Origin of the sequence: Dyadobacter psychrotolerans (assembly GCF_004349265.1) — a bacterium.
GTDB classification, from domain to species: Bacteria; Bacteroidota; Bacteroidia; order Cytophagales; family Spirosomataceae; genus Dyadobacter; species Dyadobacter psychrotolerans.
The window spans coordinates 491,852-517,309 of the sequence record NZ_SMFL01000004.1 but is presented as its reverse complement, the minus strand read 5'-3'; the positions used below and the strand labels follow the sequence as shown (position 1 = coordinate 517,309).

23 protein-coding genes are annotated in these 25,458 nt (G+C 42.4%); 10 read left to right on the top strand and 13 right to left on the bottom strand.

The genetic code is table 11. The annotated features are described in order from the left end of the window. Positions 1 to 4: 4 nt before the first annotated feature. From E0F88_RS13855 to E0F88_RS13840, 4 genes are all read right to left on the bottom strand, one after another. Positions 5 to 3,313 carry a TonB-dependent receptor gene (locus E0F88_RS13855; protein ID WP_131958847.1) on the bottom strand — a complete coding sequence of 1,103 codons (3,309 nt, stop codon included), beginning with the start codon at positions 3,311 to 3,313 and terminating at the stop codon, positions 5 to 7. Between the two features lie 177 nt (positions 3,314 to 3,490). Next, the gene (locus tag E0F88_RS13850; protein WP_131958846.1) at positions 3,491 to 4,513 is read right to left on the bottom strand and encodes a FecR family protein; all 1,023 of its coding nucleotides are present in this window, start codon (positions 4,511 to 4,513) and stop codon (positions 3,491 to 3,493) included. A gap of 195 nt (positions 4,514 to 4,708) precedes the next feature. Next, positions 4,709 to 5,257: an RNA polymerase sigma-70 factor gene (locus tag E0F88_RS13845; RefSeq protein ID WP_131958845.1), complete on the bottom strand. Its 549-nt coding sequence runs from the start codon at positions 5,255 to 5,257 to the stop codon at positions 4,709 to 4,711. 224 nt (positions 5,258 to 5,481) lie between these two features. After that, the gene (locus tag E0F88_RS13840) at positions 5,482 to 5,688 is read right to left on the bottom strand and encodes a hypothetical protein (protein ID WP_131958844.1); all 207 of its coding nucleotides are present in this window, start codon (positions 5,686 to 5,688) and stop codon (positions 5,482 to 5,484) included. Between the two features lie 159 nt (positions 5,689 to 5,847). Here E0F88_RS13840 and E0F88_RS13835 point away from each other — a divergent pair, with 159 nt between their 5' ends. The 4 genes from E0F88_RS13835 (at position 5,848) to E0F88_RS13820 (ending at position 8,616) form a co-directional block, all read left to right on the top strand. After that, positions 5,848 to 6,240: a YtxH domain-containing protein gene (locus E0F88_RS13835; RefSeq protein ID WP_131958843.1), complete on the top strand. Its 393-nt coding sequence runs from the start codon at positions 5,848 to 5,850 to the stop codon at positions 6,238 to 6,240. Positions 6,241 to 6,332: 92 nt separating this feature from the next. Then, positions 6,333 to 6,944, top strand: coding sequence for an OmpA family protein (locus E0F88_RS13830; RefSeq protein ID WP_131958842.1), 612 nt, complete (start codon positions 6,333 to 6,335; stop codon positions 6,942 to 6,944). Positions 6,945 to 6,973: 29 nt separating this feature from the next. Further along, a complete protein-coding gene (locus E0F88_RS13825) occupies positions 6,974 to 7,474 on the top strand; it encodes a PRC-barrel domain-containing protein (RefSeq protein ID WP_131958841.1) in 501 nt (166 codons plus the stop codon). A gap of 272 nt (positions 7,475 to 7,746) precedes the next feature. Beyond that, complete coding sequence (locus tag E0F88_RS13820) at positions 7,747 to 8,616, top strand: sugar phosphate isomerase/epimerase family protein (protein WP_131958840.1); 870 nt, start codon at positions 7,747 to 7,749, stop codon at positions 8,614 to 8,616. Positions 8,617 to 8,632: 16 nt separating this feature from the next. On the opposite strand, the gene E0F88_RS13815 is transcribed toward E0F88_RS13820, so the two are convergent. Then, positions 8,633 to 10,771, bottom strand: a complete 2,139-nt coding sequence (locus E0F88_RS13815; RefSeq protein ID WP_165940059.1) for a tetratricopeptide repeat-containing sensor histidine kinase — start codon at positions 10,769 to 10,771, stop codon at positions 8,633 to 8,635. A 141-nt stretch (positions 10,772 to 10,912) separates the two neighbouring features. On the opposite strand from E0F88_RS13815, the gene E0F88_RS13810 reads away from it, so the two are divergent. Further along, positions 10,913 to 11,137, top strand: a complete 225-nt coding sequence (locus tag E0F88_RS13810; protein WP_131958838.1) for a hypothetical protein — start codon at positions 10,913 to 10,915, stop codon at positions 11,135 to 11,137. A gap of 3 nt (positions 11,138 to 11,140) precedes the next feature. After that, entirely contained in the window at positions 11,141 to 12,535 is a 1,395-nt protein-coding gene (locus E0F88_RS13805; protein ID WP_131958837.1) for a caspase family protein, read from the top strand. Between the two features lie 2 nt (positions 12,536 to 12,537). On the opposite strand, the gene E0F88_RS13800 is transcribed toward E0F88_RS13805, so the two are convergent. Both E0F88_RS13800 and E0F88_RS13795 read right to left on the bottom strand, forming a co-directional pair. Beyond that, positions 12,538 to 16,356 (bottom strand): caspase family protein, encoded by a 3,819-nt coding sequence (locus E0F88_RS13800; protein ID WP_131958836.1) that lies wholly within the window; start codon positions 16,354 to 16,356, stop codon positions 12,538 to 12,540. A gap of 268 nt (positions 16,357 to 16,624) precedes the next feature. Then, complete coding sequence (locus tag E0F88_RS13795; RefSeq protein WP_131958835.1) at positions 16,625 to 18,112, bottom strand: alpha-amylase; 1,488 nt, start codon at positions 18,110 to 18,112, stop codon at positions 16,625 to 16,627. 216 nt (positions 18,113 to 18,328) lie between these two features. On the opposite strand from E0F88_RS13795, the gene E0F88_RS13790 reads away from it, so the two are divergent. Continuing rightward, a complete protein-coding gene (locus E0F88_RS13790) occupies positions 18,329 to 18,766 on the top strand; it encodes a nucleoside deaminase (protein WP_131958834.1) in 438 nt (145 codons plus the stop codon). Positions 18,767 to 18,770: 4 nt separating this feature from the next. Here E0F88_RS13790 and E0F88_RS13785 read toward each other — a convergent pair whose 3' ends face one another. Beyond that, the gene (locus tag E0F88_RS13785; RefSeq protein WP_131958833.1) at positions 18,771 to 19,109 is read right to left on the bottom strand and encodes a winged helix-turn-helix transcriptional regulator; all 339 of its coding nucleotides are present in this window, start codon (positions 19,107 to 19,109) and stop codon (positions 18,771 to 18,773) included. A 129-nt stretch (positions 19,110 to 19,238) separates the two neighbouring features. Here E0F88_RS13785 and E0F88_RS13780 point away from each other — a divergent pair, with 129 nt between their 5' ends. Then, complete coding sequence (locus tag E0F88_RS13780) at positions 19,239 to 19,646, top strand: DoxX family protein (RefSeq protein WP_131958832.1); 408 nt, start codon at positions 19,239 to 19,241, stop codon at positions 19,644 to 19,646. 17 nt (positions 19,647 to 19,663) lie between these two features. Here E0F88_RS13780 and E0F88_RS13775 read toward each other — a convergent pair whose 3' ends face one another. Genes E0F88_RS13775 through E0F88_RS13760 form a run of 4 tightly spaced genes read right to left on the bottom strand, consistent with a single transcriptional unit; the run spans position 19,664 to position 22,075 of the window. Further along, positions 19,664 to 19,987, bottom strand: coding sequence for a nucleoside triphosphate pyrophosphohydrolase family protein (locus E0F88_RS13775; protein WP_131958831.1), 324 nt, complete (start codon positions 19,985 to 19,987; stop codon positions 19,664 to 19,666). 7 nt (positions 19,988 to 19,994) lie between these two features. Continuing rightward, the gene (locus tag E0F88_RS13770) at positions 19,995 to 20,918 is read right to left on the bottom strand and encodes a helix-turn-helix domain-containing protein (protein WP_131958830.1); all 924 of its coding nucleotides are present in this window, start codon (positions 20,916 to 20,918) and stop codon (positions 19,995 to 19,997) included. A gap of 20 nt (positions 20,919 to 20,938) precedes the next feature. Continuing rightward, positions 20,939 to 21,253 (bottom strand): hypothetical protein, encoded by a 315-nt coding sequence (locus E0F88_RS13765; RefSeq protein WP_131958829.1) that lies wholly within the window; start codon positions 21,251 to 21,253, stop codon positions 20,939 to 20,941. A 3-nt stretch (positions 21,254 to 21,256) separates the two neighbouring features. After that, positions 21,257 to 22,075 (bottom strand): SDR family oxidoreductase, encoded by an 819-nt coding sequence (locus E0F88_RS13760; protein ID WP_131958828.1) that lies wholly within the window; start codon positions 22,073 to 22,075, stop codon positions 21,257 to 21,259. A gap of 495 nt (positions 22,076 to 22,570) precedes the next feature. Here E0F88_RS13760 and E0F88_RS13755 point away from each other — a divergent pair, with 495 nt between their 5' ends. Further along, entirely contained in the window at positions 22,571 to 22,906 is a 336-nt protein-coding gene (locus tag E0F88_RS13755) for a TfoX/Sxy family protein (RefSeq protein WP_131958827.1), read from the top strand. Between the two features lie 154 nt (positions 22,907 to 23,060). Then, positions 23,061 to 23,789, top strand: a complete 729-nt coding sequence (locus tag E0F88_RS13750) for an SDR family oxidoreductase (RefSeq protein ID WP_131958826.1) — start codon at positions 23,061 to 23,063, stop codon at positions 23,787 to 23,789. Between the two features lie 9 nt (positions 23,790 to 23,798). On the opposite strand, the gene E0F88_RS13745 is transcribed toward E0F88_RS13750, so the two are convergent. Continuing rightward, positions 23,799 to 25,319 (bottom strand): ArnT family glycosyltransferase, encoded by a 1,521-nt coding sequence (locus E0F88_RS13745; RefSeq protein WP_131958825.1) that lies wholly within the window; start codon positions 25,317 to 25,319, stop codon positions 23,799 to 23,801. Positions 25,320 to 25,458 lie beyond the last annotated feature (139 nt).

Here is a 25,458-nt window from a genome sequence, read left to right as displayed (position 1 = left end):
AAGATTACAGATTAAGATTAATACCAAAAACGTAGAGCTTTGTCATCGGGAAGTTTTCAGATCCCCCACGCTCAGGATCATAATCAAGTTTTGTAAAAGTGAACAGGTTTTTTCCGGTAGCATATACACGCACCCCTTTGATCACTTTCCATTTTAAAACAGACGAAGGAATGTTATAGGCAACTGAAATATTTCTGATTCTCGCATAAGACCCATTCTGATAGCCCAGCGTAGAAAGATACTTCAAACCACCGTTTTTGTTCGGTCTTGGATAGGCGTTGGTTGGATTTTCAGGCGTCCAGTAATCCAGTCCTGCCGTACTGTTCCCTACTCCCTGTGCATCAAAGCGCGCATAACGATCCGAATTGATCATCTGTCCCACCCGGGCATAAAGCAATACATTCAAGTCAAAACCTTTAAACTTTACCGTGTTATCAAATCCACCACTCCACTTTGGCCTTGGAGAACCCAGAATTACCCGGTCATTTACCGCATCGATTTTACCATCTCCGTTCACATCCCTTACTTTTATCTCACCGGGAAGTTGTGTTGGAGAAAGCTTAGAAGCAGCATCTGCCTCGGAAGTTTGCCAGATGCCCAGTTTCTCATAATCATAAAAAACACTGATTGGCTGACCGATAAACCATCCGTTACCGATGTCGTTTCCGTCTGTTACCAATTCTGAGATACGCTCCTGGTTTTTGGTAAAGGTGAAATTACTTGTCCAGGTCAGATTGTTAGTCCGGATGTTTGTGCTTGTAAGTGCTATCTCAATACCGCGATTATTTGTCTTACCAATATTTTGTTTTACCGTGGTTACTCCCGTTGTTGGAGGAAGCCCTCTGTCCAGAAGGAGATCACTGGTGCGGGTATCGTACAAATCGACAGAAGCACTGATGCGTCCATCCAAAAGACCAAAGTCCAAACCTAAGTTAGCCGTATTCGAGAGTTCCCAGCCAAGTGCTGCATTACCTACGTTTCTGGAAAAAGTATAAGCAGGCAGAGCGACTTCATCAAAACCAAACGCAACACGGGTCAGTGTAGTCTGGGTGGCGTATGGCCCTGAAGGATCATTTCCTGCTACACCATAACTTACACGCACTTTCAAATCACTAAGTGCTTTTACATTCTGCATAAAACCTTCTTCGATGATTCTCCAAGCAAAGGCAGCGGAAGGAAAAAAGGTCCATTTATTTCCGGGAGCTAGCTTAGACGACCCATCTTTTCTTGCCGTAAGGGTAAGCAGGTAACGGTCACGAAAGCCGTAATTCAACCTTCCGGCATAAGACACCAATGTATTCTTGGAATAGGCAGAGTTTATTTTGATCTCCTCCGTAGCACTTCCAAGTGAGTAAAATAGCTGCGATGGCAAAAGCTGATTTACGCCTGATGCCGAAGCGTTCTGAGATGTACTTCCCAAATAACTGCCAATTCCCGTAAAGCTGAAATTATGCTGACCAATTGTTTTCTGGTAGGAAATAACGTTTTCCCAGTTGATCGTACGGCCGCTGCTGGTATTAAATGTGGCAAGTGATTTTCCGGATAACGAACGGTCAATTGATTTTGGCGAAGAAAATGCACCGTTTTCAGATGAGGAAAGGTTGGCACCGATGGTACTACGGAAGGTAAAACCCTTAAACGGAGCCAGTTCTACATAACCATTGGTCAGTATTCTGGTTGTGAGCACTGTATTGTTAAAAACACCAGGCTGCTCGTCTGACAAAGGATTAGCTGACTGTCCGTCAAGAAGCAGGAAAGCAAAATTGCCGTTTTCGTCATAAAGTGATCCCAGCGGGCTGATTTTATTAGCCTGATTCAAAGGGTCCCTCCTTACACTTTGGTTGTAATAGGTAAGCTGGCTTTGAAGCCCCACTTTCATCCAGTTATTCAGGGTATAATCGACATTCAAACGTGCTGTATATCTTTTGATCTCATCAAGTTTGAGGATGCCTTTTTCATTATAATAATCAACCGAAACGTAAGATTTTAGTTTATCAGTACCGGCTCGGAAACCTATTTGATAATCCTGCTGCAAACCATTGTGAATCAGCGCATCCTGAAAATCTGTCCAGGTTCCGCTTTGAAGCGCTTTGTAATCGGCTACGTTTGTGAAAATGGCCGGATCGTCCGCAGGACTTTTCCAAACACCGGCAGCCCGCCAGGCTTCTCTTTTTAAATCTCTGTATCCATTGATATCCATCGCTTTGGGATACATCGATACCTGTGATACACCAGAGTAGGCATTGAAAGAAATATCCGGAGCACCTGATTTTCCTTTTTTGGTCGTGATCAGAATAACCCCGTTTGCACCGCGGGATCCGTAAATGGCAATCGAAGATGCATCTTTTAAAACCTCCATAGATTCGATGTCGTTGGAGTTGATGTCACCAAGGTTGCCATATTGAACACCGTCTACAATTATCAGCGGTGAGTTATTTCCGCCAATGGATCGGTTTCCGCGAATGGTGATATTAACTCCTGAGCCGGCCTGTCCGCTGCTCCTGGTGATATCTGCACCCGCAATTTTTCCCTGCACCGCTTCGAGTACGTTGGCAGTCGGCACTTCTTTTAGTTGCTCAGATTTTAACTGTACAACAGAACCGGTTAAATCTTTTTTACGTACTGAACCATAACCGATAACAATCACCTCATCCAGAGCACTTTCGTCCGGACTTAATGTTATATTGAAAATGGCCTGAGCACCAAGCTGAACATCCTGACTTTTATAACCAACAAAGGAAAAGGTTAAAAGAGCCGTAGTTTCATCGGGAACGTCGAGGGAAAACTTTCCGTTTTCGTCGGTGCTTGTACCTTTGCTGGTTCCCTTGATCACAACGCTTACACCTGGCAAAAGCACATTTTTTTCGTCCTTAACCGTTCCCGAAACCTTTCGGTCGACGGCTGGTAAAGCGGCGTTCTTGATTTCAGGCTGGTTTTCCGGTTGACGTTCAAGAACAATTTGCCCGCCCACAAGCCGGTAAGAAAGTTTCAGTGGATCTAATAATTCATCAAGTACCTGATCGAGTCTTCTCTTTGTAGCTGAAATTGTTACGATCTGCTGGACGTTAATCCGCTTTGAGCTGTAAACAATTCTGGCACCTGACTGTTTTTCAAGAATGGTCAGCACTTTTTCGAAACGCTGATTCTGTGCATTGACGGTTACCAGCGCCATCATTACATCCTGTTCGGAAGAAGCCTGAACAGCTGAATTTCCCAAATAACAGACAGCAAACCAAACGCTGAAAAGTAAAAGCTTAACCCTGCTCAGGGTGGCTGAAAGCCGTTTAGAAGGTAAAGGTTCTGTTTTTTTCATACCTTTAATTGTTTTATTGAATGGATGTTTGATAAAATAATTTTTCCCGTCCTGTCAGATTCGCTGTCTGGCTGCGAGGAAATCCCATACGCTGGTCCATGTTCGCTGCATGGCCGGCGTTTTTTGTTGTAGTTTATTTAGGCATATAAAAGGTTTAATAGTGGTTGTTAAATAGGTCTAAGCCGGGTTGACGCTGCATCCTTTTCCTCTGATTACAATTCGGGTTGCCTCAAGGCGGTAGCTTGCCGCTATTGCAGCACAAATAATATCAAGCTGGGTAAACAAAGGCTGACCGGAAAGGTCCGCTGTGAGCGTACAACTGTTCATGTTTTTGTTTTCTATTATGATGTCAATACCATATGCGTCTTTCAAAATTGCCACCACATCGGACAAGCTGCTGTTACGAAACTGAAATCGGACCGGGCTCATCTTCGGATCAATCAGCCTGGGCAAATCGACGAGACTGGATGTGAATTTGTGTTCACTGGCATTGAAGGTGGCTTGTTTGTTGGCTGTAAGAATAATGTCTGTGGCTGGTTTAATACCGGATTCGGGATTTTCATAAACGGCTACCGTGCCGGTTACAACTTCTACTTTTGGCATTCTGGCCGCAGTACCGGTCTCAACATAAAAACTTGTCCCCAAAACCTTGGTAACAATTTCGCCGGATCTGACATAAAAGGGTCGTTTTGTATCTCTGTGAATACTAAAAAATGCATTTCCGGTAAGGTGCACCACTCTTTCTTTTAAGTCGAACCGGTCGGGAAATTTCAGTTTGCTGTTTGGTGAAAGCTCAACGATGCTCCCATCGCTTAGACTTACCTTTTTTACAGAGGATGTATTGTTTTCCTCCACCACCCAACCGCTTTCTGATTTTACCCGACTACTCATCCAGCTCCCGGTTTTTGGCCCGGACAAAAACAGGTACGATGCAGCGAGAATCAAACATGCCGCACTGAGCCATTTTATTGTAGAAAACAAAAAAACGGGTCTTTTGTACTGAATTGGTTCAGGTTGCATTTTGGTTTGCATACTAGCCCACATCCTGTCTTCAACCTCCTGCCAATCGATGTGCTGATCTTTCTCATTAGGTGAAGCTTCTATCAGACCAAACCAATACTCGACAAACTTTTTCTCCAACTGAGTACATTCTCCCCGCTGATATTTTTCTAGTAAATGAGAGAATTTTTTACGGCTCATGATTTTTATTCAACTGTTACAATACTACAGTCAAATAAATCAGACTCACACCGCAATTATTTTATTATTTAGAAGAAAATTTATATAACAAAGAAGCTAGATATCAAATATTCATGGAAATGTCATATTAACAATTATTCCAAAAACCAGCATACAAGCTCAATTGCTAAATTCTTCCAAAAGGGGCAAGATTATTTACAAATAATCGTGAAGTGAGATTCGTAAAGCCTGAACTACCCTGCTCAAATGTAATTCGACGGTCCTTTGCGGAATGTTAAGCTGTTTGGAAATCTCTTTGGTGGAGCGGTACTCCAGACGATGAAGACGAAAAATCTGCTGCCAGCTTTCCGGGAAGGAACGAAGCTGGTTTTCAATTGTGTTGATCAAATCATTTAAATCAAGCTGCTCTTCGGTCACGCTTATTTCCTCTGAATCGTAAGCATAAGTATAAAGCTCATACTTCTCATGCAAAACAGAAGCCTTGATTTGATTTATGCACCCAAACCGTACAGAGGTGACCAGATAGGCTTCAAGATTTTCAATTTGCAGCGACGTTCTTCTTTCCCAAATACTTAGAAAAATATCCTGAACAATACCCTCGGCTATATCAGTGTCACTCAATTTACGGAGCGCAATTACGTAGAGTTTTTTCCAGTAACGGTTGTAAATTTCTTTAAATGCCTTCTCATCCCCTTTTTGGAGACGATCGATCAAAATTTGGTCCGAAGGAAGCAAAAAAGTCATCTATAAACCGTAGTGAGACGCCGCTGACAGGCATTAAATATTTAATTATTCCGTGAATCCCATTAGGGCATCCTACAAAATCACGGTTAAGTACCACACGTTTACAGAGATAAGCAATAAGTACGCCTCTTTTTTCTATGCAATCGTTATCGGGAACGTTGCCGGATAAAAAAAATCCACAATAAAAATTAAAATTTTATGTAAAACAACAATTTTCAGCTGGGCTATTGAAAGATTAGAGATTGAACTTTGCCTTTATAATAATAGAATATTTGCTCCTGCTGACTGTCAAAAGTGAGCGAAGCGCCGTTGCTGGTTGGATATAAATATTCCTTTTGCAAAAATCCCAATGTGACATTAGCAAGATAAAAAATATCAACGTTAAAGCGATATCTGGTTTTGACGTAGCGAAATTCGTACAAGGCGATCATCGTGGTGACCTGTTTAATCAAAAAAAACAATCTGAAGTCACCACCGGCACGGCGGTGAAATTTTTAACAATATATACAGATGGCGACTTGACAAAGCTTCACTAATACTTGTGGCACGTTTTTATACATGGCGTTTTATTCACAATAAAACATACAAACATGAAATCGAAGTACGAAGATTACGAAAGAGAAGAATCCGATGGCGCCGGGTTTGTTACCGGCCTCTTCCTGGGTGCTGTTATCGGTGCAGTTGCTGCACTTCTTTATGCGCCAAAGTCAGGTGAAGAGACACGCCAGGAAATAAAAGACCTAGCGGATCAGCAAAAAGACAATCTTAAAAATCAGTGGGATCGCACAAAAGAGAAAGCCGCTGATGTGGTAAATACAGCAAAGGAAAAACTGGATTCAGTTGCACAGAAAGCTAGTAATTCTGTCGATGTTTATGCAGACAAGGCAATCGATAAGGTCATTCAGGTTGCGGATGACGCAAAGTCAACGGTTGACAAATTCAGACAAACGAATGATCAATTTGGTAACTCTGAGCAGATTTAACAATCCATTAGCAAAGTGTCACTTACTATAAAAACAACAAAGGCTTCTGGCAGACGGAAGCCTTTGTATTATAAACCAACCAATAAAATCTCATGGCTGAACTTGATGTACAACCTAAGCGTAAATCCCCATGGTGGATCTGGGTTACTCTAATACTGGTGATCCTGGCGCTAATCTTTTTTGTACGAGGCTGTGGCGAGACAAATCCAACAGCTTCCTCAGCGACCGATAGCACTTCACAGATCAGTGCTGCGACAAGTCCGAGCTGGGACAGTGTGGATTTTGATGCTCCTAATGCCACTTATGAGGAGATTACCGATACGAGTATCTCGGTAAGAGGAACTGACAAATACACCATTTATGGCTTAGGCGAAAATATCCTGTTTGAAACCGGTCAGGACCAGGTTCAGGGTAACGCCAAAGACAAGCTGGATCAGATTTCAAAGTCTATCGAAAAGCGTTTTAAGGGTTACTGGATTGCCGTTTATGGCAATACCGATTCGACAGGAGATCCTTCACAAAACAAGCAACTCAGCGAAAAACGTGCAGAAGCAGTTAGGAGCTGGCTGATTGATAATGCCGGAGTAACAAAAGACCGTATTTCTTTGGGCGCGATGGGAGAAGAAAATCCGGTCGCATCAAACGCAACTGAAAAAGGCAGAAAAATGAACAGAAGGGTAGAAATCGTAGTGATGAACCCATAACAGGTAATTACCATTTAAATAACATAAAAATGGATGCAAATGATAATTTAAATGAAAATGAACGACTTGAAGAGCTGGGTGGCAGTGATTTTGAAATCGTCGATGGACACCCCGACATTCGCGGTTGGCAAGTGCAGGATATCAACGGAAACTATGTTGGAGAGGCAGACGAGCTGATTTTTGACAAAACAAGCCGCAAAGTTCTGTACATTGTGGTAGATCTGGATGGTAATGAAATTGACCTTAAATCTAAAAAAGTACTGGTGCCAATCGGATTGGCCACTTTGCATGAAAACGAGGATGAAGTCATTCTGGCTGAGCTTGCATCGCTTAGGCTAAACAACCTGCCGGAATACACAAAAGGTAACATCACCCCACAGATGGAAGCGACAATTCATCATACTTTCACTGGACTTGCAGCGGCTATTGCTGCCGGGGAGACATCCTATCAAAGCCATCCGGAGGATTTTTATAAACATGAACATTTTGAACATGGTCGCTTCTATGGTGGCCGCAGATTGAAAGACTAAAATAATCCGTGTGTAATTACAGCCTGGGCACCGGATTTGAGGCAGTAACCAATGTAATGAGTTCAGATTGAGCCTTTTTTCTATAATAGAGAGAAGGTTTTTTCTTGTATATTGGAACAACACAGCGCTTTGACCAGTACTGAGTCAGATAACAAATCCTATAGCAACGCCAACGGTAGATTTAACCAGGTCTGTGGCTTATAGTAGAAAGACTGCGTTTCAGCGGTCATATTTTTAAATATAAAGCCGTCCGGTTACATCAAAATAACAATATGGGTATCGACAGAAAAACATTTTTAAAAGAGGTTTCCATGCTGGCAGGGGCAACCATGATTTCTTCGGATATACTTGCGGGTTTAGGCGCTCAAAAAAAGAACAGTTTCCAGCTGGGATTTGTAACTTACCTGTGGGGCAAGGACTGGGACCTTCCGACGATAATAAAAAATCTCACGCATACGAACATTGATGGTGTCGAACTGCGGGTGGAACATGCGCATGGTGTAATGCCTGAGCTTGGTGTTTCACAAAGACAGGATGTAAAAAAGATGTTCGCTGCCAGTCCGGTCAAATTAATTGGTCTGGGAACCAACCAGCAATATGACTACCCCGATCAGGAAAAACTAAAGGCCTCCATTGAACGGACGAAGGAATTTATCAGACTCAGTGCAGATGTCGGCGGAACGGGTGTTAAAGTAAAACCCAATGCACTTCATAAAGATGTACCTGTCGAAAAAACATTGGCTCAAATCGGTGCTGCGCTAAATGAACTGGCCAAATATGCCGCCGATTACGGACAACAACTGAGACTGGAAGTGCACGGCGAGCAGACCCAGGAACTCCCCAATATCAAAAAGATCATGGAATACGCCGATCACCCTAATGCGAAGATCTGCTGGAACTGTAACGCTCAGGATCTGAATGGTCAGGGTTTTCAGTACAATTTTGATCTGGTTAAACAATATTTCGGCGATACCATTCATGTCCGTGAGCTGGACAGAACGGATTATCCTTACAAAGAACTGATCTCAAATCTTGGAAAAATGAACTACAAAGGCTGGGTACTGCTGGAGTGTCATACGAATCCGGAAGACAAAGTAAAGTCGATGGCCGAACAGCGTAAGGTATTTGACAGTATGATATGAATCGTCGCTAAAATACCTAAGCTTTCAGGGATACGGTAAATGCCGCTCCCTCGCCCTCTACCGATTCAACGTCCATTGTGCCGCCATAGCCTTTGGTAACAATGTCATAACTTAGAGACAAGCCCAAACCCGTCCCCTGACCGGTTGGCTTGGTTGTAAAAAATGGTTGAAAAACTTTACTGCGAATGCTGTTCGCCATACCATTTCCGTTATCTGAAACGCGGATTAATATATGATTTTCAACCTTTTGTGTGCTTACTGTCACGGTTGGCTGATAGTCGGGATCGGCCAGTTGCTTTTGTTTTTGCTGCACAGCATAAAAAGCATTATTCGTCAGATTGAGAATTACCCTACCCATATCTTCCGGGATCACCATTAATTTGGGGACAGCCGGATCAAAATCCTGGTTAATTTTTGCATTAAAGGTCTTGTCTTTGGCACGCAGGCCGTGGTAGCTAAGCCGGACATATTCCTCGGTAAGTGCATTGATATCTGTAAGTTCTTTTTGTGCGCTGCTGCTGCGACTGTGCTGCAGCATTCCTTTTACAATCGAGTCCGCCCGTTTTCCGTGCTGATTAATTCTTTCCAGGTTTTCTATGACTTCACCGGCAATATCCCTGGCTTCCTGATCATTACCGTTATCCAGTTCTGCTTTCATTTCATCAAGCAGTTCGATACTGGTCTCCGAAAAATTATTGACAAAATTCAAAGGATTCTGAATTTCATGCGCAATACCTGCTGTAAGCTCACCCAAACTTGCCATTTTCTCTGACTGGATCAATTGGGCCTGAGTTGCTTTCAGCTCATCAAGTGTCACTTCTGCCTTCTGTCTCTGCAACTCAATTTCGCCATTCTTTTGCTGCAACTGCCTGTTGGTAAAATCAAGCCTGCGCCGGTTTCGATTGACAATCAATAAGATAGCACCCAGTAAAAATAGTGCAGCAAACGCAGAAAATGTAAACCATTTCTGAGTTAGGTTTTTACGGTTAAGATCTTCTTCCTTTTTTGTAAATTCGATCTTGGCATCATAGGTACTGGCAAGGCGTTCACTTTCCAGATTACGAAGACTGTCCGAGTACATTTTAAATGCTTTGAAATATCCAAGGCTGCTGATCCCATCACCCATTTTTTCATAAATGAGTGAAACAATTTCGCTGGCATCACGCTGTAATTGGGTGTGACCCATACTATTGGCTTGTAGTGAAGCTTCCAGGCCATATTTCAAAGCATCCTTTAACTTCCCCTGTCTTTCATACACTCTGGCAAGCCCTATCAAAGCCTTGCAGGCTGAGGTGCTGTAATTGTGCAGTTTTGCCAACTTCGAAGCAACTTCAAAATAAGCGGCTGCTTTGCCTAGGCTATCCATTCGAAAAAAAGTGTTACCCAGCGAATGCGATACGACGGTGAGCATCTCAGGATTCTTATTTCGGATGGCCAAAGAGTAGGCCTTATCCAGATTTTTTAATGCCAGAGGTAATAAATTCTGTTCAACATTCACTTCTGCTATATTGTTGTAAGCCAGGATGATCCCAATGGTGTCTGACAATTCTTTTGCCAAAATCAATGTCTTTTTATAGCTGCTGTCAGCTTCCTTCATCCTACCCTGGTAAAAATGAACAATTGCGATGTTGTTCAACGTACTGCTCATCACAAATCTATCACGGTTCGCCTCTGCTAATTGCAAAGCAGTATAAAACGAATTTAAGGCAGCCGTATAGTTACCCTGAGACATATACACCAAACCGATGTTGTTACGGATACCGGGAAACGCTTCCTTGTAATCTATCTTTTCAGCCAGCTCATAACTTTTGTTGTACCAGCTTAAGGCATTTTCATAGTAACCCTTAGTCATATAGGCATTGCCGGTAATTTTATAACCGTCCACTTCTCCCCTCTCATAGCCCGCATGTTTGCAGGTGGATATGTTTTCCTTCAGCATGGTAAGAGCGCTGTCAGGATAGCTGTCGGCATATAAAAATGCAATCTGGTTAATAACATTCAGGTAGGCAGTGTCACTCCGGTGAATTTTTAGCCTTTCCAGTTTATTTTTCCTTTCTTTCAAAACGGTCAGATTACCTGTTTGTGCAGTCGTTTGAGCCAAAAAGCAAAACCATAAGAAGGCTGTCAAAAGTGTAATTTTTGGCAATTGTTGCATGAATCGTATACAATTAATAATGAGCGAAGTAAGCAATCTTAGAGGGTTTTTCATATCCTGAAAAAGATATAAAATTTTCCGGATAATTTTTTAACAATTCTAAGAATAAATTATTATTTTAGCCTAACTAAATTTCACGTTATGGAAAAAATTACAAACAAAATCAAACTCTCCGGCTTATTTGCGGTTGTCGCGGTTGCGACACTAACATTTGCTTCATGTAGCAGTGAAAAAAAAGCAGAAGACACAGAGACTACTTCTGACAGTACCGGACAAATAATGGCACCGGACACTTTAACTCCGCCTGACAGTTTACCGACTGTTGACACCAGTGCCTCCACCCGTCCCGAACCTCGTAAAACCTGATATATGGCTAACTACAAAAAGCCTTTTTGCCGTAGATTGAAATGTGGGGTTTCTGTTAGTGCCGCACTGGGGCTTTTTGTTATTTTACTTTTACCTGCTGCTGCGAGATCATACGGACAATCGTATTTTTACTTCGAGAACAAACTTTCTGTTTCCGGCACTTCGCCTGTAACTTATTACACATTTTTGACGCTTCAAAATAATGGCACCGCCGTTGCGCGTATAAGGTATCTCGACCCATCATCCGGCAACCCGAAATTGGTTGAAATCAACCTGCTTGACTCGGCAGATACTGATAACGGAGCTGGTTCCCGAGAACAGTTTCTGATACCTGACGGAGAACCTTTACCCATTGAGGGAATTGACGCGAACGGATTTCGTTTACCGAGATTTATTTTTAAAAAGGAAACGGAAGGACAGGACAGCTTTTTTATTCCTCAGGCTGTTGTTTATAAGCTGCCAGATGGAAGCTGGCATTCCTCCGAAATGCTCGACAATCAGCAAAAAAGTAACACAGAACTAAAAGAACAATCCGATCTGGTTCGTATTTTCTTTAATGAAACCGATGAATTCTATCAGTACTTATTTGCTTTACGACGTTATTACAGAGCTCCGGTAAAACGAAAGGAGAAAATTTATTTGATCGTGGTTGCCAACACACTTGCTGACAAAATCGGAGTCACCACAAAAACAGATATGTCTAACGTGGTAGCCACTTTCAGCCAATTGGCCCAAGACCTGAATATGGACATCCAGACTCAAAAAATCATGGATAACGACTTTGGAAAATTGGCCGTAGAACTCGCTGTAGCAAATCTGCGACCCTCACCGATTGATATCGTTGTTTTTTACTACAGTGGGCATGGTTTCAGGTATTCAAATGATCCGGGCGATTACCCACGAATTTCATTACGAATTGGTACAGAGGCAGATATTGATAAAAATAATATCAGTCTTGAATACATTTACAAAAGATTGCTAAAAAAAAAGGCGAAAGTGACCCTTGTTATTAGTGATTGCTGCAATGACGATATCGGTGCCGCTGCGCCTTCCGGCCCCGGACTGATCATCACAAGAACATCTCCCGGGCAGATGAAACCGGCTTTAAATATGACAGTCTGTAACAGGCTATTTTTCCCAGCTAACCCCACATCTATCCTTATAGGTTCTGCTGAAAAAAATCAGCTTGCTGCCGGTAGTCCATCCGTGGGAGGGTATTTCACCAGCGTATTTAGTACAGACCTTCGCCGGGCGCTTTATACTCCCGGCAAAAATGTAACCTGGGTGGGATTACTGGCAGGCTCCAGAAAACAAGCCAGCTGGGAATCTCTAAAGGCTGAATGCGGACCAAAGAAAAACCGTTGTGTACAGTCGGCTGTATTTCGGGTTATACAATGAGTTCAGTTGCCCATCAGCTTTTTCAGGATTGAAGATGAATCAGGTATCTCCCGGGATTTATAGTCTTTTGCGTACAATTTCTGCGAAAACTTCTTTCTCAGTGTGTTCCATTGATCTGTTTCCCGCAGATGATTCCAGGCGCTGTCGTTGTCAAGCACATAGCCACAAGAAAAGTCTTTTTGTAGTGCCAACTTAAGATTGGACAATGCCTGCTCGTTTTGTTTCGAAAGCGCATTGATCCTTGCCATGAAATAATATCTGCCTGCCAGTATTGTATTGATACTGTCCTGACTAATCCCAATTGTATCAATTACAACAGATTCCATATTAATCAATGCCTGGGTATATCTTCCGTGGAGCGCATTTGAAAGCGCAGTAACTTTTGCTGATTCATGCTTTTGAGTTTTATCCTGCTCATTGGCATTGCTTAAAATAGAACGTCCCTTTTCTGGCAGGCCACTAAGAATAAAACATCTGGCAAGCTGAATGTTTTGCTGATGAGACGTTTGCCCAAGTTTGTAAAGAATTTCCAGTTGTTGCATGGCAAAGGTCCCCTCATATATCGCAAAGCAATAGCTGATAATTTTGCTTCGCAGTTTTGGATCCGGTTCGTTTTGCCTGATAAGCTGCTTATACGCTACAAAAGCCTCCTTTTGCCTGCCCATCCAACTGGTCAGATCGGCAATGGCTTCCATTGTTTTAGGGTTAGGAATTAAATCACCTGAGAGTTTTACGGACAGCTGCAAACTTTCCAACGCAATCAACAGCGGATCGTATTTGGGTAAAGGAATGACAATAATCTGACCGCTGCCAGGAAGCTTTAACTGTATTTCTCTTTCCATGTCTGCAGAATTATAGGTAGCGAAAGGATAAGCATTCACTTTAATGGCTTCGTAAGCGTCTTCGTACTCAGCCGGATTCAGCTTTTGAAAAGCGATCGTTAGTCTGTTAAATAGAAACATTCCCGCCTTTTGCTGCCACTCGTTGTCGCGCGGGAAAAGTTGTAACATCTTTTGATAAAAATCGAATGTCTTAGCCTCAGCCTGCCGGTTGACCGCAATCCAGTATTTACTTAAATTAACCTTATCTTCCAGCTCCCGGAGCGAGCGAAGCGGCTGTACATTTCTTAAATTTCCAGCCTGACGGTTCAGCTGCACTTGCCGGAGGTACATACTCTCAGCTTTTGCGTAATCACCGGCCATTTCATAAAGCTCACCCAACTTAAGATATCCGCCCATCATAACCGGTTGGTCAGATCTGGTGAGCGCATCACGAATGTATTTTCCTTTTATCAGCTCAACAGATTTTTTTTTATTCCCTTCTACCGGTAATTCATAATATCCACGGAAAGCAGCCTGGTCGTTTTGTCTCTTGTTTTCCAAAGCGCTTATGGTTTCATATTGTAACAATGCCTTATCTGTGTCACCCATTTTTTCATATATGCTTCCAAGCATGTAGTGATCCTCTGTCAGATCGTAATTGTAGCGCATGAGCTGCCCAAGCAAACAACTGTCGGCGTTATGCCGTGTCTTTAAATTATCAATAAGGTAAACCGAAAGGGCCGAATCGGTTTTATAACCCTGTCCGGCGTTTAACAGCATAGGTTCTGCGTCCTTCCACATTTTTTGAGCATAAAGTGCTTTACCCCAATAATGATACAGCAAAGGAATTTGACCTACTTTTTTTGAAACGGCATTCAGAATTTGAAGAGCCGATTCAGGATCAGCTTCAACCATGCCAAACGCTTTTAACATTTCAACATAAGGCTCCAACGGTTTAGGCAGTATTTTTTTAAAAAGGTCGCATGTGCCACCGTCCTGCGCTGCAGTGGCCTTTTCAATGGCCTCCACCCCTAGTTTTAAAAAGTTTGTTGTGATAGCAAAATCCTTCCTGCGCATGTGGGCAGCAGCTAAAAACCAATCGGCTTTCTGGTATTCACCAGTTTTGGTATAAATGTCTCCCAGTCTTTCGTATGGAAGAAAATGTATTTCGTTATTTTTAATTGCTTTGTGATAGTACCTTTGAGCTTCAAACAAATTCCCCTGCTGTTCCATGGCCAGGCCGGCGTTCATTGCCGTGTAGGAAAGATCGTCTTGCAAAGAGTCAGCTACGGCAATAGCATCTGTCGCTTTCCGGAAATTCCTGGTCGCTAGTCCAAGCCTGATTTGATTACTCCAGGGAATAGCCCAAGCCGGAGACAACTCTTTTGCCATATCCAGATGACGCGCCGCCGACCGGTACTTTTTGCTGCGCAGATAAAGATTACCCAGTTCGTTATGAATAAATGCTGCATAGGGTTCGAGCTTAACTGCTTTTTGCTGGAATTTCAATGCCCTTTTAAACAGTTCCGGCACATCTTTACTGGTGACCATTTCCATCCGAAGCACCAATCCGCTAATATACGCCTCCTGTACTGCAAGTAGATTGTGCAGATAATGGTCCCGGGGCGCTAATTGTAATGCCACGCGAAGCATACTTACAAAATCCCGGTATTGTCTGTTGCCTGCATAATAATATTGTCTCTTTTCAAGTTCCGCCACATCACCTTCCAGATAGGCGTTGACCATTTCCTGGGCCAGTCCGTGTACTACCTGGATAAATCTTTCATTAAAACTATTAACTGCCGAATTACTTCTTAACAACTGATTTTTAAGCAATTGAAGAGAATCAACGTCGGCAAACCAATAGTTGCCCTTCAGCTTTTCACCGATGGAAATCAGCGAATCGGCTTGTCGAGTTAATCTTTTCTGATAGGCAATGCAGGCATTTACTATTGTAATCGGAATACTCTCTGCCGGTATGTTGTCATAAGTCGAAAAAGGAATTTTGTCTTCCACTGATTTGAGCTGCATCAGTCTGAACAGATAGTCAACTGGCTGAACACTTAATGGTTTAAAAATTTTGAGCACAGAAGCACGCTGACTTCCTTTTTCAGGTTGTGGTGCCAGGCTAATTAAAGGCGGCATCGACTTATTCACCAAAACAAGGGTTTCATTGGGGTTACCATTCAGCACCGGATGCTGTTTATGGGCATTACTGATCAACACTCTGTCCTCCGCAAAACAGGAGTCCAGATAGCGATTTAACTCCCGCAGCTGTATGGTATCGTTCCGATTCAGGTCGGCCATGCCGTTAAGGCCTTTTAATAAATAATAGGAAAAAACACCCCGACCTTCGCCCCAATCGGTGCCTTCCGCTGCCAGCTCATCGACACCACATGCAGCCAGCCTAACCTGATTGTTCAAAATCAGTTTTAACTGGCTGGCCACCAGCTGCCTGCCCTTGTAATAATCACCTGCCAGCTGTCCCGAGTGACAGGCATCCGTAACCAGCACTACGGTAGCATTATTTTTCAGTGAAAGGTGGCTGGCCATCTCGTTAAGATCTTCGATGGTGATGGCATTGTTCCGGTAATTGGTAGTAGGTGAATTATAGGCTAACAGATAACCTTTACTGAAACTGTTTTCGGTTTCCACATCACCATGGCCGGAAAAATAAAAATAAGCTTTGTCGTTTTCAGTGCAGCGAGTTTTAAGCCAGTTGAGCGCATCATAAATCGCCGCGATGGTCGCCTGCTCGTTTAGCAGTAGTTTAACATTTGTGACGGGTAGATTGCCACCGGCCTTGGACTGAAGGTGCTCCGCGAATAAACTTGCATCCCTGTCTGCAAATTGCAAGGTAGATAGACGGGGATTCTGATATTTGGTGATGCCGACCACGATGGCATAAATATTACCCTGAGAAGCCGTTTGTCCGAACACAATTTCCGTACAGCAGATAAATAATATCCACAGCACCAAAAATCGCGTTAACCGGATCATAGATCTTTTTATTTAAAGTGGGCTATCTATTCCAACTGCAAATTAGGATTCACGGAAAAGATCTTAGCGTTGGATTAGCAGTGTGATACATGTTGAAACCTATTCAAACACCATCTCGTGCTTTAAGCAGAAATATAACAAAAAGAAAACATAATCACCTGATAACAAGCAAAAATTGGTTTCCCCTGAGTGGAGAAACCAATTTAAAGCTCGTCTTTTGAAGACTGTCCGGAAAATCCCCGGTAAAATCGAAAAGCTATTAAAATGCCTACATCTTTTCAGCCCACAAGGAAACAGATCTGCCTTTTACTTTGAATTCCGCAGAGCCATCGGGCCCAATTACTATTTCATCCTCAACATGGCCGAGATAATCAACAAAAACTTTATCTGCATTACGTTCTCCCAAATGCATCGTCTTTGCTGTTTCCTCGCTATTCGAAATAATGACGGCACAGCCTGAGTTTTCGTGCTCGTCGTCGCCCTCTCTTGTCCAGCCGATACAGTTAGGTTCATCAAAATAATCATTCTGCGCGCCATAAGCACGATGCTTTCTAAAGTAGAGCATGGTTTCAAGCTGGTCCAACTTTTCGAGTGTTATCTCGTGTTCCTCTCCGTCATTTCCCGTATCCTGATATTTTGAACCATACAAATCCGTATAAAAAATACACGGGTAACCATCCTGTCTGAATAATATTAAAGCATATGCGATTGGTCTGAACCAGCCTTCGACAGTTTGCTCCAGTGATTGAAGCGGCTGCGTATCATGATTTTCCACAAGTGTTACTGCCAGCTGTGGACATACCTGCACAAGTGTACCGTCGAGTATGGTTGTCAGGTTATAGTCGGCATTTTCCTTAGACGCCCTGAAAAAATTAGCCTGTAAAGGGGCATCAAAAAGCGATACTCTGCCGCCGGATGCATCAATATAATCCAGAATTGACTGAAGATCATACGGCGCCCAGTATTCACCAACAGTAAAGAATTCATTTCCATATTTATTTCGCAAATGATCAAGCCATTCGTTAAAAAACTGAGGATCCATGTGTTTGATCGCATCCAGGCGAAAACCGTCAAATCCAACTGTTTCATAAAACCACTCACCCCATCGAGTGAGTTCTTCCCGAACATGTGGGTTTCTGAATTCGATGTCTGACAGCATTAGGTAATCGTAGTTACCGTTTTCCAGATCAAGCACATCCTGCCAGCCGTCACCGTATTGGTTTTGGATAGAGTATATTGCAGTTTCCTGAGTTGAAGCATTGTAATCTACTCCTGAGAAACATTGATAATCCCACTGGAATTCAGAGTACTGACCTTCTCTGCCAGGAAAAGTGAATTTGGTATAAGCTTCAATTTCAAATGCCTCGCTGATAAATTCATTTCTGTTATCAGGCTCAACCATTTTTACCATTACCTTCTCCTTTTCATCTCCTCCTCCCATATGGTTAAGGACAATATCTGCATATACCGCAAGCCCGGCCTCTTTGCCTGCTTTTACCGCATCAATATACTCCTGCTTCGTCCCATATTTTGTACGAACCGAACCCTTCTGATCGAATTCACCCAAGTCATACAGATCGTAAGAATCATAACCGGAGGCCCGATCACCTGCCATTCCCTTGTGTGCCGGCGGAAGCCAAACCGAATCAATACCCAAACTTTTCAGCCGGACTGCTTCATTTTTGAAATGTGCCCAAAGACTTCCGTCAGCCGGGTAATACCATTCAAAAAACTGAAGCATTGTGTAATTATCCATAAAACAAATTTGCTCTTTAACAGGAAAGAAGTGTAAACTGTGAATAAACATCCCGGAATAAATATCATGCCCGGTTGATCCCTGCTTTATACACACCAGCTGAATATCCTGTATCAACGTGCTGGGTTGAACAAGGAACAAATCGGAATAAATGATTTTTAAAACCAAAGTTTGTTAATTGCATCTTTAACAAATGTGCTTCAAATGCGAATAAAAATGAATAATGAAGGACATGACTATTTCATGCAGAGATGTATTGAACTGGCCAAAATCGCCAAAAGCAATGGTGAAAGTCCCGTTGGTGCTATTATCGTAAAAGACGGAGTTATAATTGGCGAAGGTATCGAGGCCGGGAAAGCACATCTGGACATCAGTTTTCATGCTGAAATTGAGGCGTTAAGGAGTGCATCGCAGTTTCTGCAAACTCAGGATTTGTCGGGATGTGTCCTGTACACTACTCATGAACCTTGCATCATGTGTGCCTACATGATCCGGCACACGAAAATCAGTGAGATTATTGCAGCTATAATCACCGGTGAATACGGCGGCTTTTCATCGGGTTACCCACTTCTTTCGGACACTTCTATCCAGAAATGGGGAACTCCTCCGAAATTAGTTTTCGGAATTTTGGAAAGTGAGTGCAGGGACCTGTAAGCGGTTAATTTCCCATGACCTCTTTTCGGTGCTGCATTCCCCATTGATATAAAACATCCAAAACCTTTTCCACAGATTTGCCGTGTTCAGTAATGGAATACTCAACCGTCGGTGGAAAGGTATCATACACCGATCTTTTTACCAATTTATTGGATTCGAGGATTTTCAATTCCTTGGAGAGCATTTTATCTGTAATACTGTGAATCTCCTTAGATATTTGTTTGAAGCGTTTGTTGCCTGCGGACAGAGACAGCAGAATAAGTAGTTTCCATCGTCCTTCAAGCGCCTCCAGTGCATCTTTAATGGCAAGTACATTTTCCGGGCAATCATCACTTGTCAGCATGTTGTTTTTGTTTTATACAGAACATCATTTACGATACTATCCTAGCGGATATCGCTATCCAACCGGATAGTACTATATCAGAGATAGCAAATATAAATACTTTTGCTTCGATCAAAAAACAATCATTTTATGACAACAGTAAGTTCTTCAAAAAGCATTAACACGTTACTCTGGGCCGCACAATGGCTGCTGGCCATCACGCTTACATGGTCGGCACTGACCAAGTTATTAACACCGGTCAATGAATTAGCACAAATGTGGCCCTGGGTTGGCCAGACGCCGGTCGTTCTGGTCCAATTTACCGGATTTTCTGATATGTTAGGAGCACTCGGATTGTTATTACCCTCGCTGCTCCGAATTAAACCGATTCTTACTCCAATTGCAGCAGTATCTATAATTGTGCTAATGTTATGCGCAGCACTATTCCATATTGTCAGAGGAGAGACATCCCAAATCGGAGTGAATATAGTCTTTGCGCTGATTGCTGCATTTACAGCCTGGGGGCGATTTGGGAAGTCGGTAATAACAGCTAAATAAGCCGTTACATTTATAAACTATTCCAATAATTTCTCCGTTTTGGTCAGAAATTTTTCGGTAACATCGTTGATATCCAAACCCATTCTTTCAGCAAGTATGGTGAGCCACCAAATACATTCACCCAGTTTATGTTCGAGTTCAGGCACGGTCTGAGCTCCTTTGGGCCAGCGTCCCTGTTGAGACATGGCCAGCCTGCCAACCAGGCCCGCGTCGGTAAGAAATGCAAGTGCATCTTCCTCCACCGTCCATTCGCTGCCATGGTGTTGCTTTTCCAGCTTATGATAGCTCTGTCTGATTTTGACAGAGCGCTCTTTTATTTGCTTTAAATCCAGATCTTTCATGATGGTTTCAGTTTTTGTTGAAAGTATGTTTAAATTCGACAGGCGTAAGATTTGTTTTCTTTTTGAAAATTTTATTAAACGATTGGGGATGCTCGAAACCCAGCTGATATGCGACCTCGGCAACACTCAGATTGTCTGATGTCAGATACTGCTTGGCCTTTTCAATAAGTTTTTCGTGAATATGCTGTTGGGTATTTAGCCCGGTAAGCGAACGAAGCAGATCACCCAGATACCTTGGCGAAAGATTCAGTTTATCGGCAAGATATTGAACCGTCGGCAGCCCCTTCATCAGCGATTCTTTATCATTAAAGTAATGGTTCAGCATCTCTTCCAACTTGGTCAGTATATCGTGGTTGGCCGCTTTTCGGGTAATAAACTGTCTTTTATAAAACCGGTTACTGTAATTGAGCAGTACTTCGATGTGCGAGATAATTACATCCTGACTGAAGTCATCGATCGCACCGTTCAGTTCGAGCAAAATATGTTCAAAAACTTCTGAAATCGTTTTTTTCTCCTTTTCCGACAAATACAACGCCTCGTTGGCCGAGTAGGAAAAGAATCCGTATTGCAGGATTGTTTTTGCCAGGGAATAGCTTCTGAGAAAGTCCGGATGAATTAGCAGCGTATAACCGGAGTAATCTTTTTCATCCTCCGAAGCAGCAATGATCTGATTGGGAGACACAAATGAAATGCCGCCTTCATCAAAATCATAATAATGCTGCCCGTACTTTATCTTTCCCTGCAGCTTGGTTTTATATGATATTTTATAAAAATCCAGCAGCAGTGTTTGCGGCAGTTCGGAAGCCGGGGTGGTTATCATGGCATAATTTACAAGGCTTATCAGCGGATGCAGTGGTTTTGGCAAACCAAGTGCCCTGTGCAGACCGGATATGGAACTGAATTTATGCGGACGGCCGCTTTCGTTTTTCATTTTACAAATTTACAACATTACTACGCGTTAATTTCCAGAGCATGCTCAACTACGCCAATGTTCCAGGATACCGTATTCTGATTGATCATGTTATGCACCGGCGAATCGCTAAGCTCGTCCATAAGCCTGTGCATTGATTCGGTACCATTTTCGACGGTTCCCCAAATGAGCATATCCACAACTGTCCCGTCTTTTTGCTGCATTATTTTTCTGGACTGAAATCCCGGCTGACGTTTCAGAAACTGATCAATTTCCACATTAGCTTCTATAAACTGCTTACAAGTATAGCCGTTGAGTTTAAATGTTGTGATTTCTATAACTTCGGATTTTTTCATGGTTTAGTTTAGTTCTGGTGCAGATAGATTAAGTTTTTTCCTGAGTTTTATTCTGAAAATTTCACTTCCCATTTCAATTCGCTGCCCTGCGATCTTAACTGCATCATTGCCTGCAAGGTATCTCAATTGGTCCTTTCCATCAACGGCAGCTTCATAAACAACTTCCGCAATCGCCTCTGCTTCTGTAAATTCGATCAAAGTTCCGTCAGAAAACAGTTCACCCAAACGTGTATTCAAACTGTCGTAGTCTTTATCAACAACAGCCTGCATCCCGTTAATAAAATCACTTTTAATTCCTCCCGGAGCAACTGTTTTAATACCAATGTTAAACTGCGCCAGATCGTATGAAATACTTTCGCTGAACCCTTCCAGAGCCCATTTGGTCGCGTTGTAAACCGGAGACAAAGGGTTGGATGAAAAGCCGCAAACCGAAGTGGTCGTGATAAATAATCCATTTCTTTGGGTCCTGAAATAAGGAATAAATGATTTTATTACACGCAAAACGCCGGTAAGGTTGGTTTCTATTTGTTTGGTAATCTGATCATCCGAATAAGACTCCAATGCACCTACAAGCCCATAACCGGCATTGTTAAATACAACGTCGATCTTAGCGGTTTTCAGTGCTTCCGCTATTGTACTTTCAATCTGGGAAACATTTGTTACGTCCAGGGGAAGCAGTGTCACATTGGTAAGAAACTGCAATTCCGTTTCTTTTTCCGGGTTTCTCATGGTAGCAATTACATTCCACCCTTTGGCATGAAATAATCTGGCGGTGGCTTTTCCTAAACCTGTGGAAGCACCTGTGATGAAAATGGTTTTCATTTTTTGCTGTTTAAAATTTACATCACAAAGGTGGCTGGTTGAAAAGCGGTCGAAGTAGCCAAATGGAGTTTTGGTGTAGCCAAAATGGCGCTTTGATTCTTTACCGGTTTGCGCACTTGCATGGTTATGTGTACAATTCGGTAAGTGTTAGTTTTTTAGTGAAAAAGCTGTCGGATTAAACCAGATGATCATCCTATCTTTATTATTAATCTGACTTGTAAAATATGCGTGGTGAGAAAGTACAAGCAGCGTGCCTTTATATTCGGTAGACGTGTACGGTAAAATTTTCAGGTTTTGAATATCCCGATTATTTGAAGTCTATGGTTAACGAATTTGTGAAAGTTAACTCCTGCCTCATAGTTTAAAAGGTGATGAGATTGCACTTACTATCATTCCATTCTACACTGTATCTCTTTTTCAAAATATCGGCAAACGATTTCTTCAAGTAATACTTTAGAACTAAATTTCATTTTGCCTTTACTAAACGAATACGCAATGGCATTTAATGAAAAACTGAGCGACCGGATTCGTGAGGCGCTTTGCGATGTGGATAACGTAACTGAAAAGTACATGTTCGGCGGCGTTTGTTACATGGTTAATTCAAAGATGTGTGTTGGTGTGGCAGGCGATAAGCTGATGTGCCGAATCGGCAAGAGCATGTATAACAATGCATTGGAAAAGCCCGGTTGCGAAGAGATGACATTCAATGGTAAGCCTATGAATGGCTATGTTTATGTTAACGAAGACGGCATGAAAAACCGTGAGGATTTTAATTACTGGATCGGCTTATGCTTAAAGTTTAATCCGGAGGCAAAGGCATCTAAAAAATAGTTTTTATTACGGACGAAGATTCTTTCGGACCGATTATTTGAAGTTCGCAAGAAATGATTTGATTACTGCAATAGAGCAGCTAACCAACTGGTGTACTTTTGTCAGGTAAAACCAAAAAATAAGACTATCAGTAATCACTGCTAAAATCAAAAACATGAATATTTCAAACAACAAAATTTTAATAACCGGCGGAGCATCAGGTATCGGTTTAGGACTTACCGAAAGATTTGTAAGAGAAAATAACACGGTTATTATTTGCGGCAGGCGAGAATCTGTACTCAAAGAGGTATCGGATAAATACCCTTCTGTAATCACAAAAGTCTGTGACTTGTCGGTGTCTGAAGAGCGTGAAGAGCTACATAAATGGATCTCTGAGGAACATGCCGATTTATCTGTCTTGATCAACAACGCCGGCATGCAAAACTGGATGTCTGTTACCGACGAAGACTTTTTCAAGCGTGCGCAGCAGGAAATTTCAATTAACATTGAAGCTCCAATTCATCTTACTTCCCTGTTTGTAACCCTCCCTTCGCTCAAATCGATCGTAAATGTCACATCCGGATTATCCTTTGTGCCATTAACAAAGGTCCCGGTCTATTCAGCGACCAAAGCCTTTTTTCATTCCTTCACGCTTTCGCTGCGCGAGCTTGTTAAAAGCAAAGGAATTGAAGTAATTGAAATGATCCCGCCGGCGCTCAACACGGACCTGGGTGGAAAAGGCCTTCATGACACTGCGCCGCCGGTAAGCGCTTTTATTGATGCGATTTTCGAGCAAATGAAGCAAGGCCAAACAGAACTTACTTTCGGTTTTAGTGACCTCATGCACAAAGCGGCACCGGATGAACTGCGCGCAACGTTCAACAAAATGAACGGAGTGGTTTAAATCCAGGGGTTATTTCCACCTGTTTTCTTCCATATCCGACTTCAGAATTTTATTAATGGAAACCCTTGCGCCTAAAAGCACATAGATGCTTGTGCCCTTCTCGCGGGCGTAAGGGTTTTCAATTTTACCTCTCAGGCGTACTTCGTGAAATAACGGCTGCTCCTTTTTCCGCTCTTTGTCGTCATCATCCGCATTTTGCACCAGAATAACGTTTTTGATTTCCTCTTCAATTGGAAACCAGTTAATATAATCCGCATTCATCGTGACGGCCTGAATGTTTTTATATTTCGAATAGTAATTGATCGCCCCAGCCTGTCCGTAATTATCGCAGAGAATTAACGTGTGCTTTTTGTCCTCAATCTTTGCATATTCTGCATCCACCTTTCCCGCCAGTTCTTTCCATCCGAGCATATCTGCAAAATCCTGGGGGATATCGTGCTCCTGCCCATCTTCCCAGCGAAGCAAACCAAAATCTTTATAAGCTTTTGAATTTAAAGCGATAGCGTCAGGACTTTTTACAGGAAAAGCAACGCGATGAAGCGGGATAAACAATATCCATACAAAAACTACCGAAACTACTCGCAGCCACAAAAGCTTTTTGGTAAAAACAGATTCAAGATACACCGAACCAAAAGAAATGAACACCGGATATAGTCCGATTGCGTAATAACCCTTCGCTTTCATGTAAGTAAAAAGAGATAGTGTGAAAACAAAGGACCAGAAGAATATCCGGTATTTTTTGAATGGTTGATAAACGAAAAATGAAACGAAAGCCGCCAGGATGACAAATACAGAACCCAGAAAATAAATCAGCTGCTCTCTCAGGAACCCGACTCTGCTCACGTTGACAAGCTGCGTTTTGCTAAGCAGCTTCATGTGGTGAACGACCGGAAAGTTGTTTTGGTACTGCCAGATCAGATTGGGTAAGATGATCAGGATTCCAATGAGAAATGCAGCAAATAATTTCCTGTTTAGAAATAACTTACGATGTTCTGTCAGTAACAGTGCAGGCGCCAGTCCTGCCAGGAGAAAAACAATATTATATTTATTCAAAAAGGCAAATCCAAAGACAACTGCTGCTATATAAAGCCACTGATCTTGCTTTGTTTTGATATATTTCAGAACGCAAAAATAAAGCAGCGTCCAGCCAAGTATGTCAACGGAATTAGGTTGATACAGCAAATTGATCCTCAACAAAACCGAAAAGGTTATGGCACTTGCTCCCAAAATAAGTGCAAAAAGATTTCCTTCCAATGCTTCTATCGCTCTCCAAACCACAACCATGGTGAGCACACCATAAAGAACAGGAAAAAACTTAACCCAAAACTCTGCGTTTCCAAAGAGTAAAATCAGATAAGAATTCCAGGAGGTAAACGGAGGAACCGACAAATATCCCCACGCAAGATGTTTACCCTGGTCCAGATGCAGATATTCGTCCCGGTGCAGATCGTATTCCGGCGCTATGAGAATGGTGTGCAGACCAAACTTCAAAAGAATAAAAAAACAGAGCAGTAAAGTTTTCTTGGTCAAGTTGCTGGTAGTTACCGGTTATCTATTGGGAATAATCGCTTCCCACAACCCCTGGCTTAAAACCATATTTTACTGGTGATAAGCGGAAATTGGTAAAGCAGGCGGTTTCTGATTTATTACAAATATACATATTACCCCG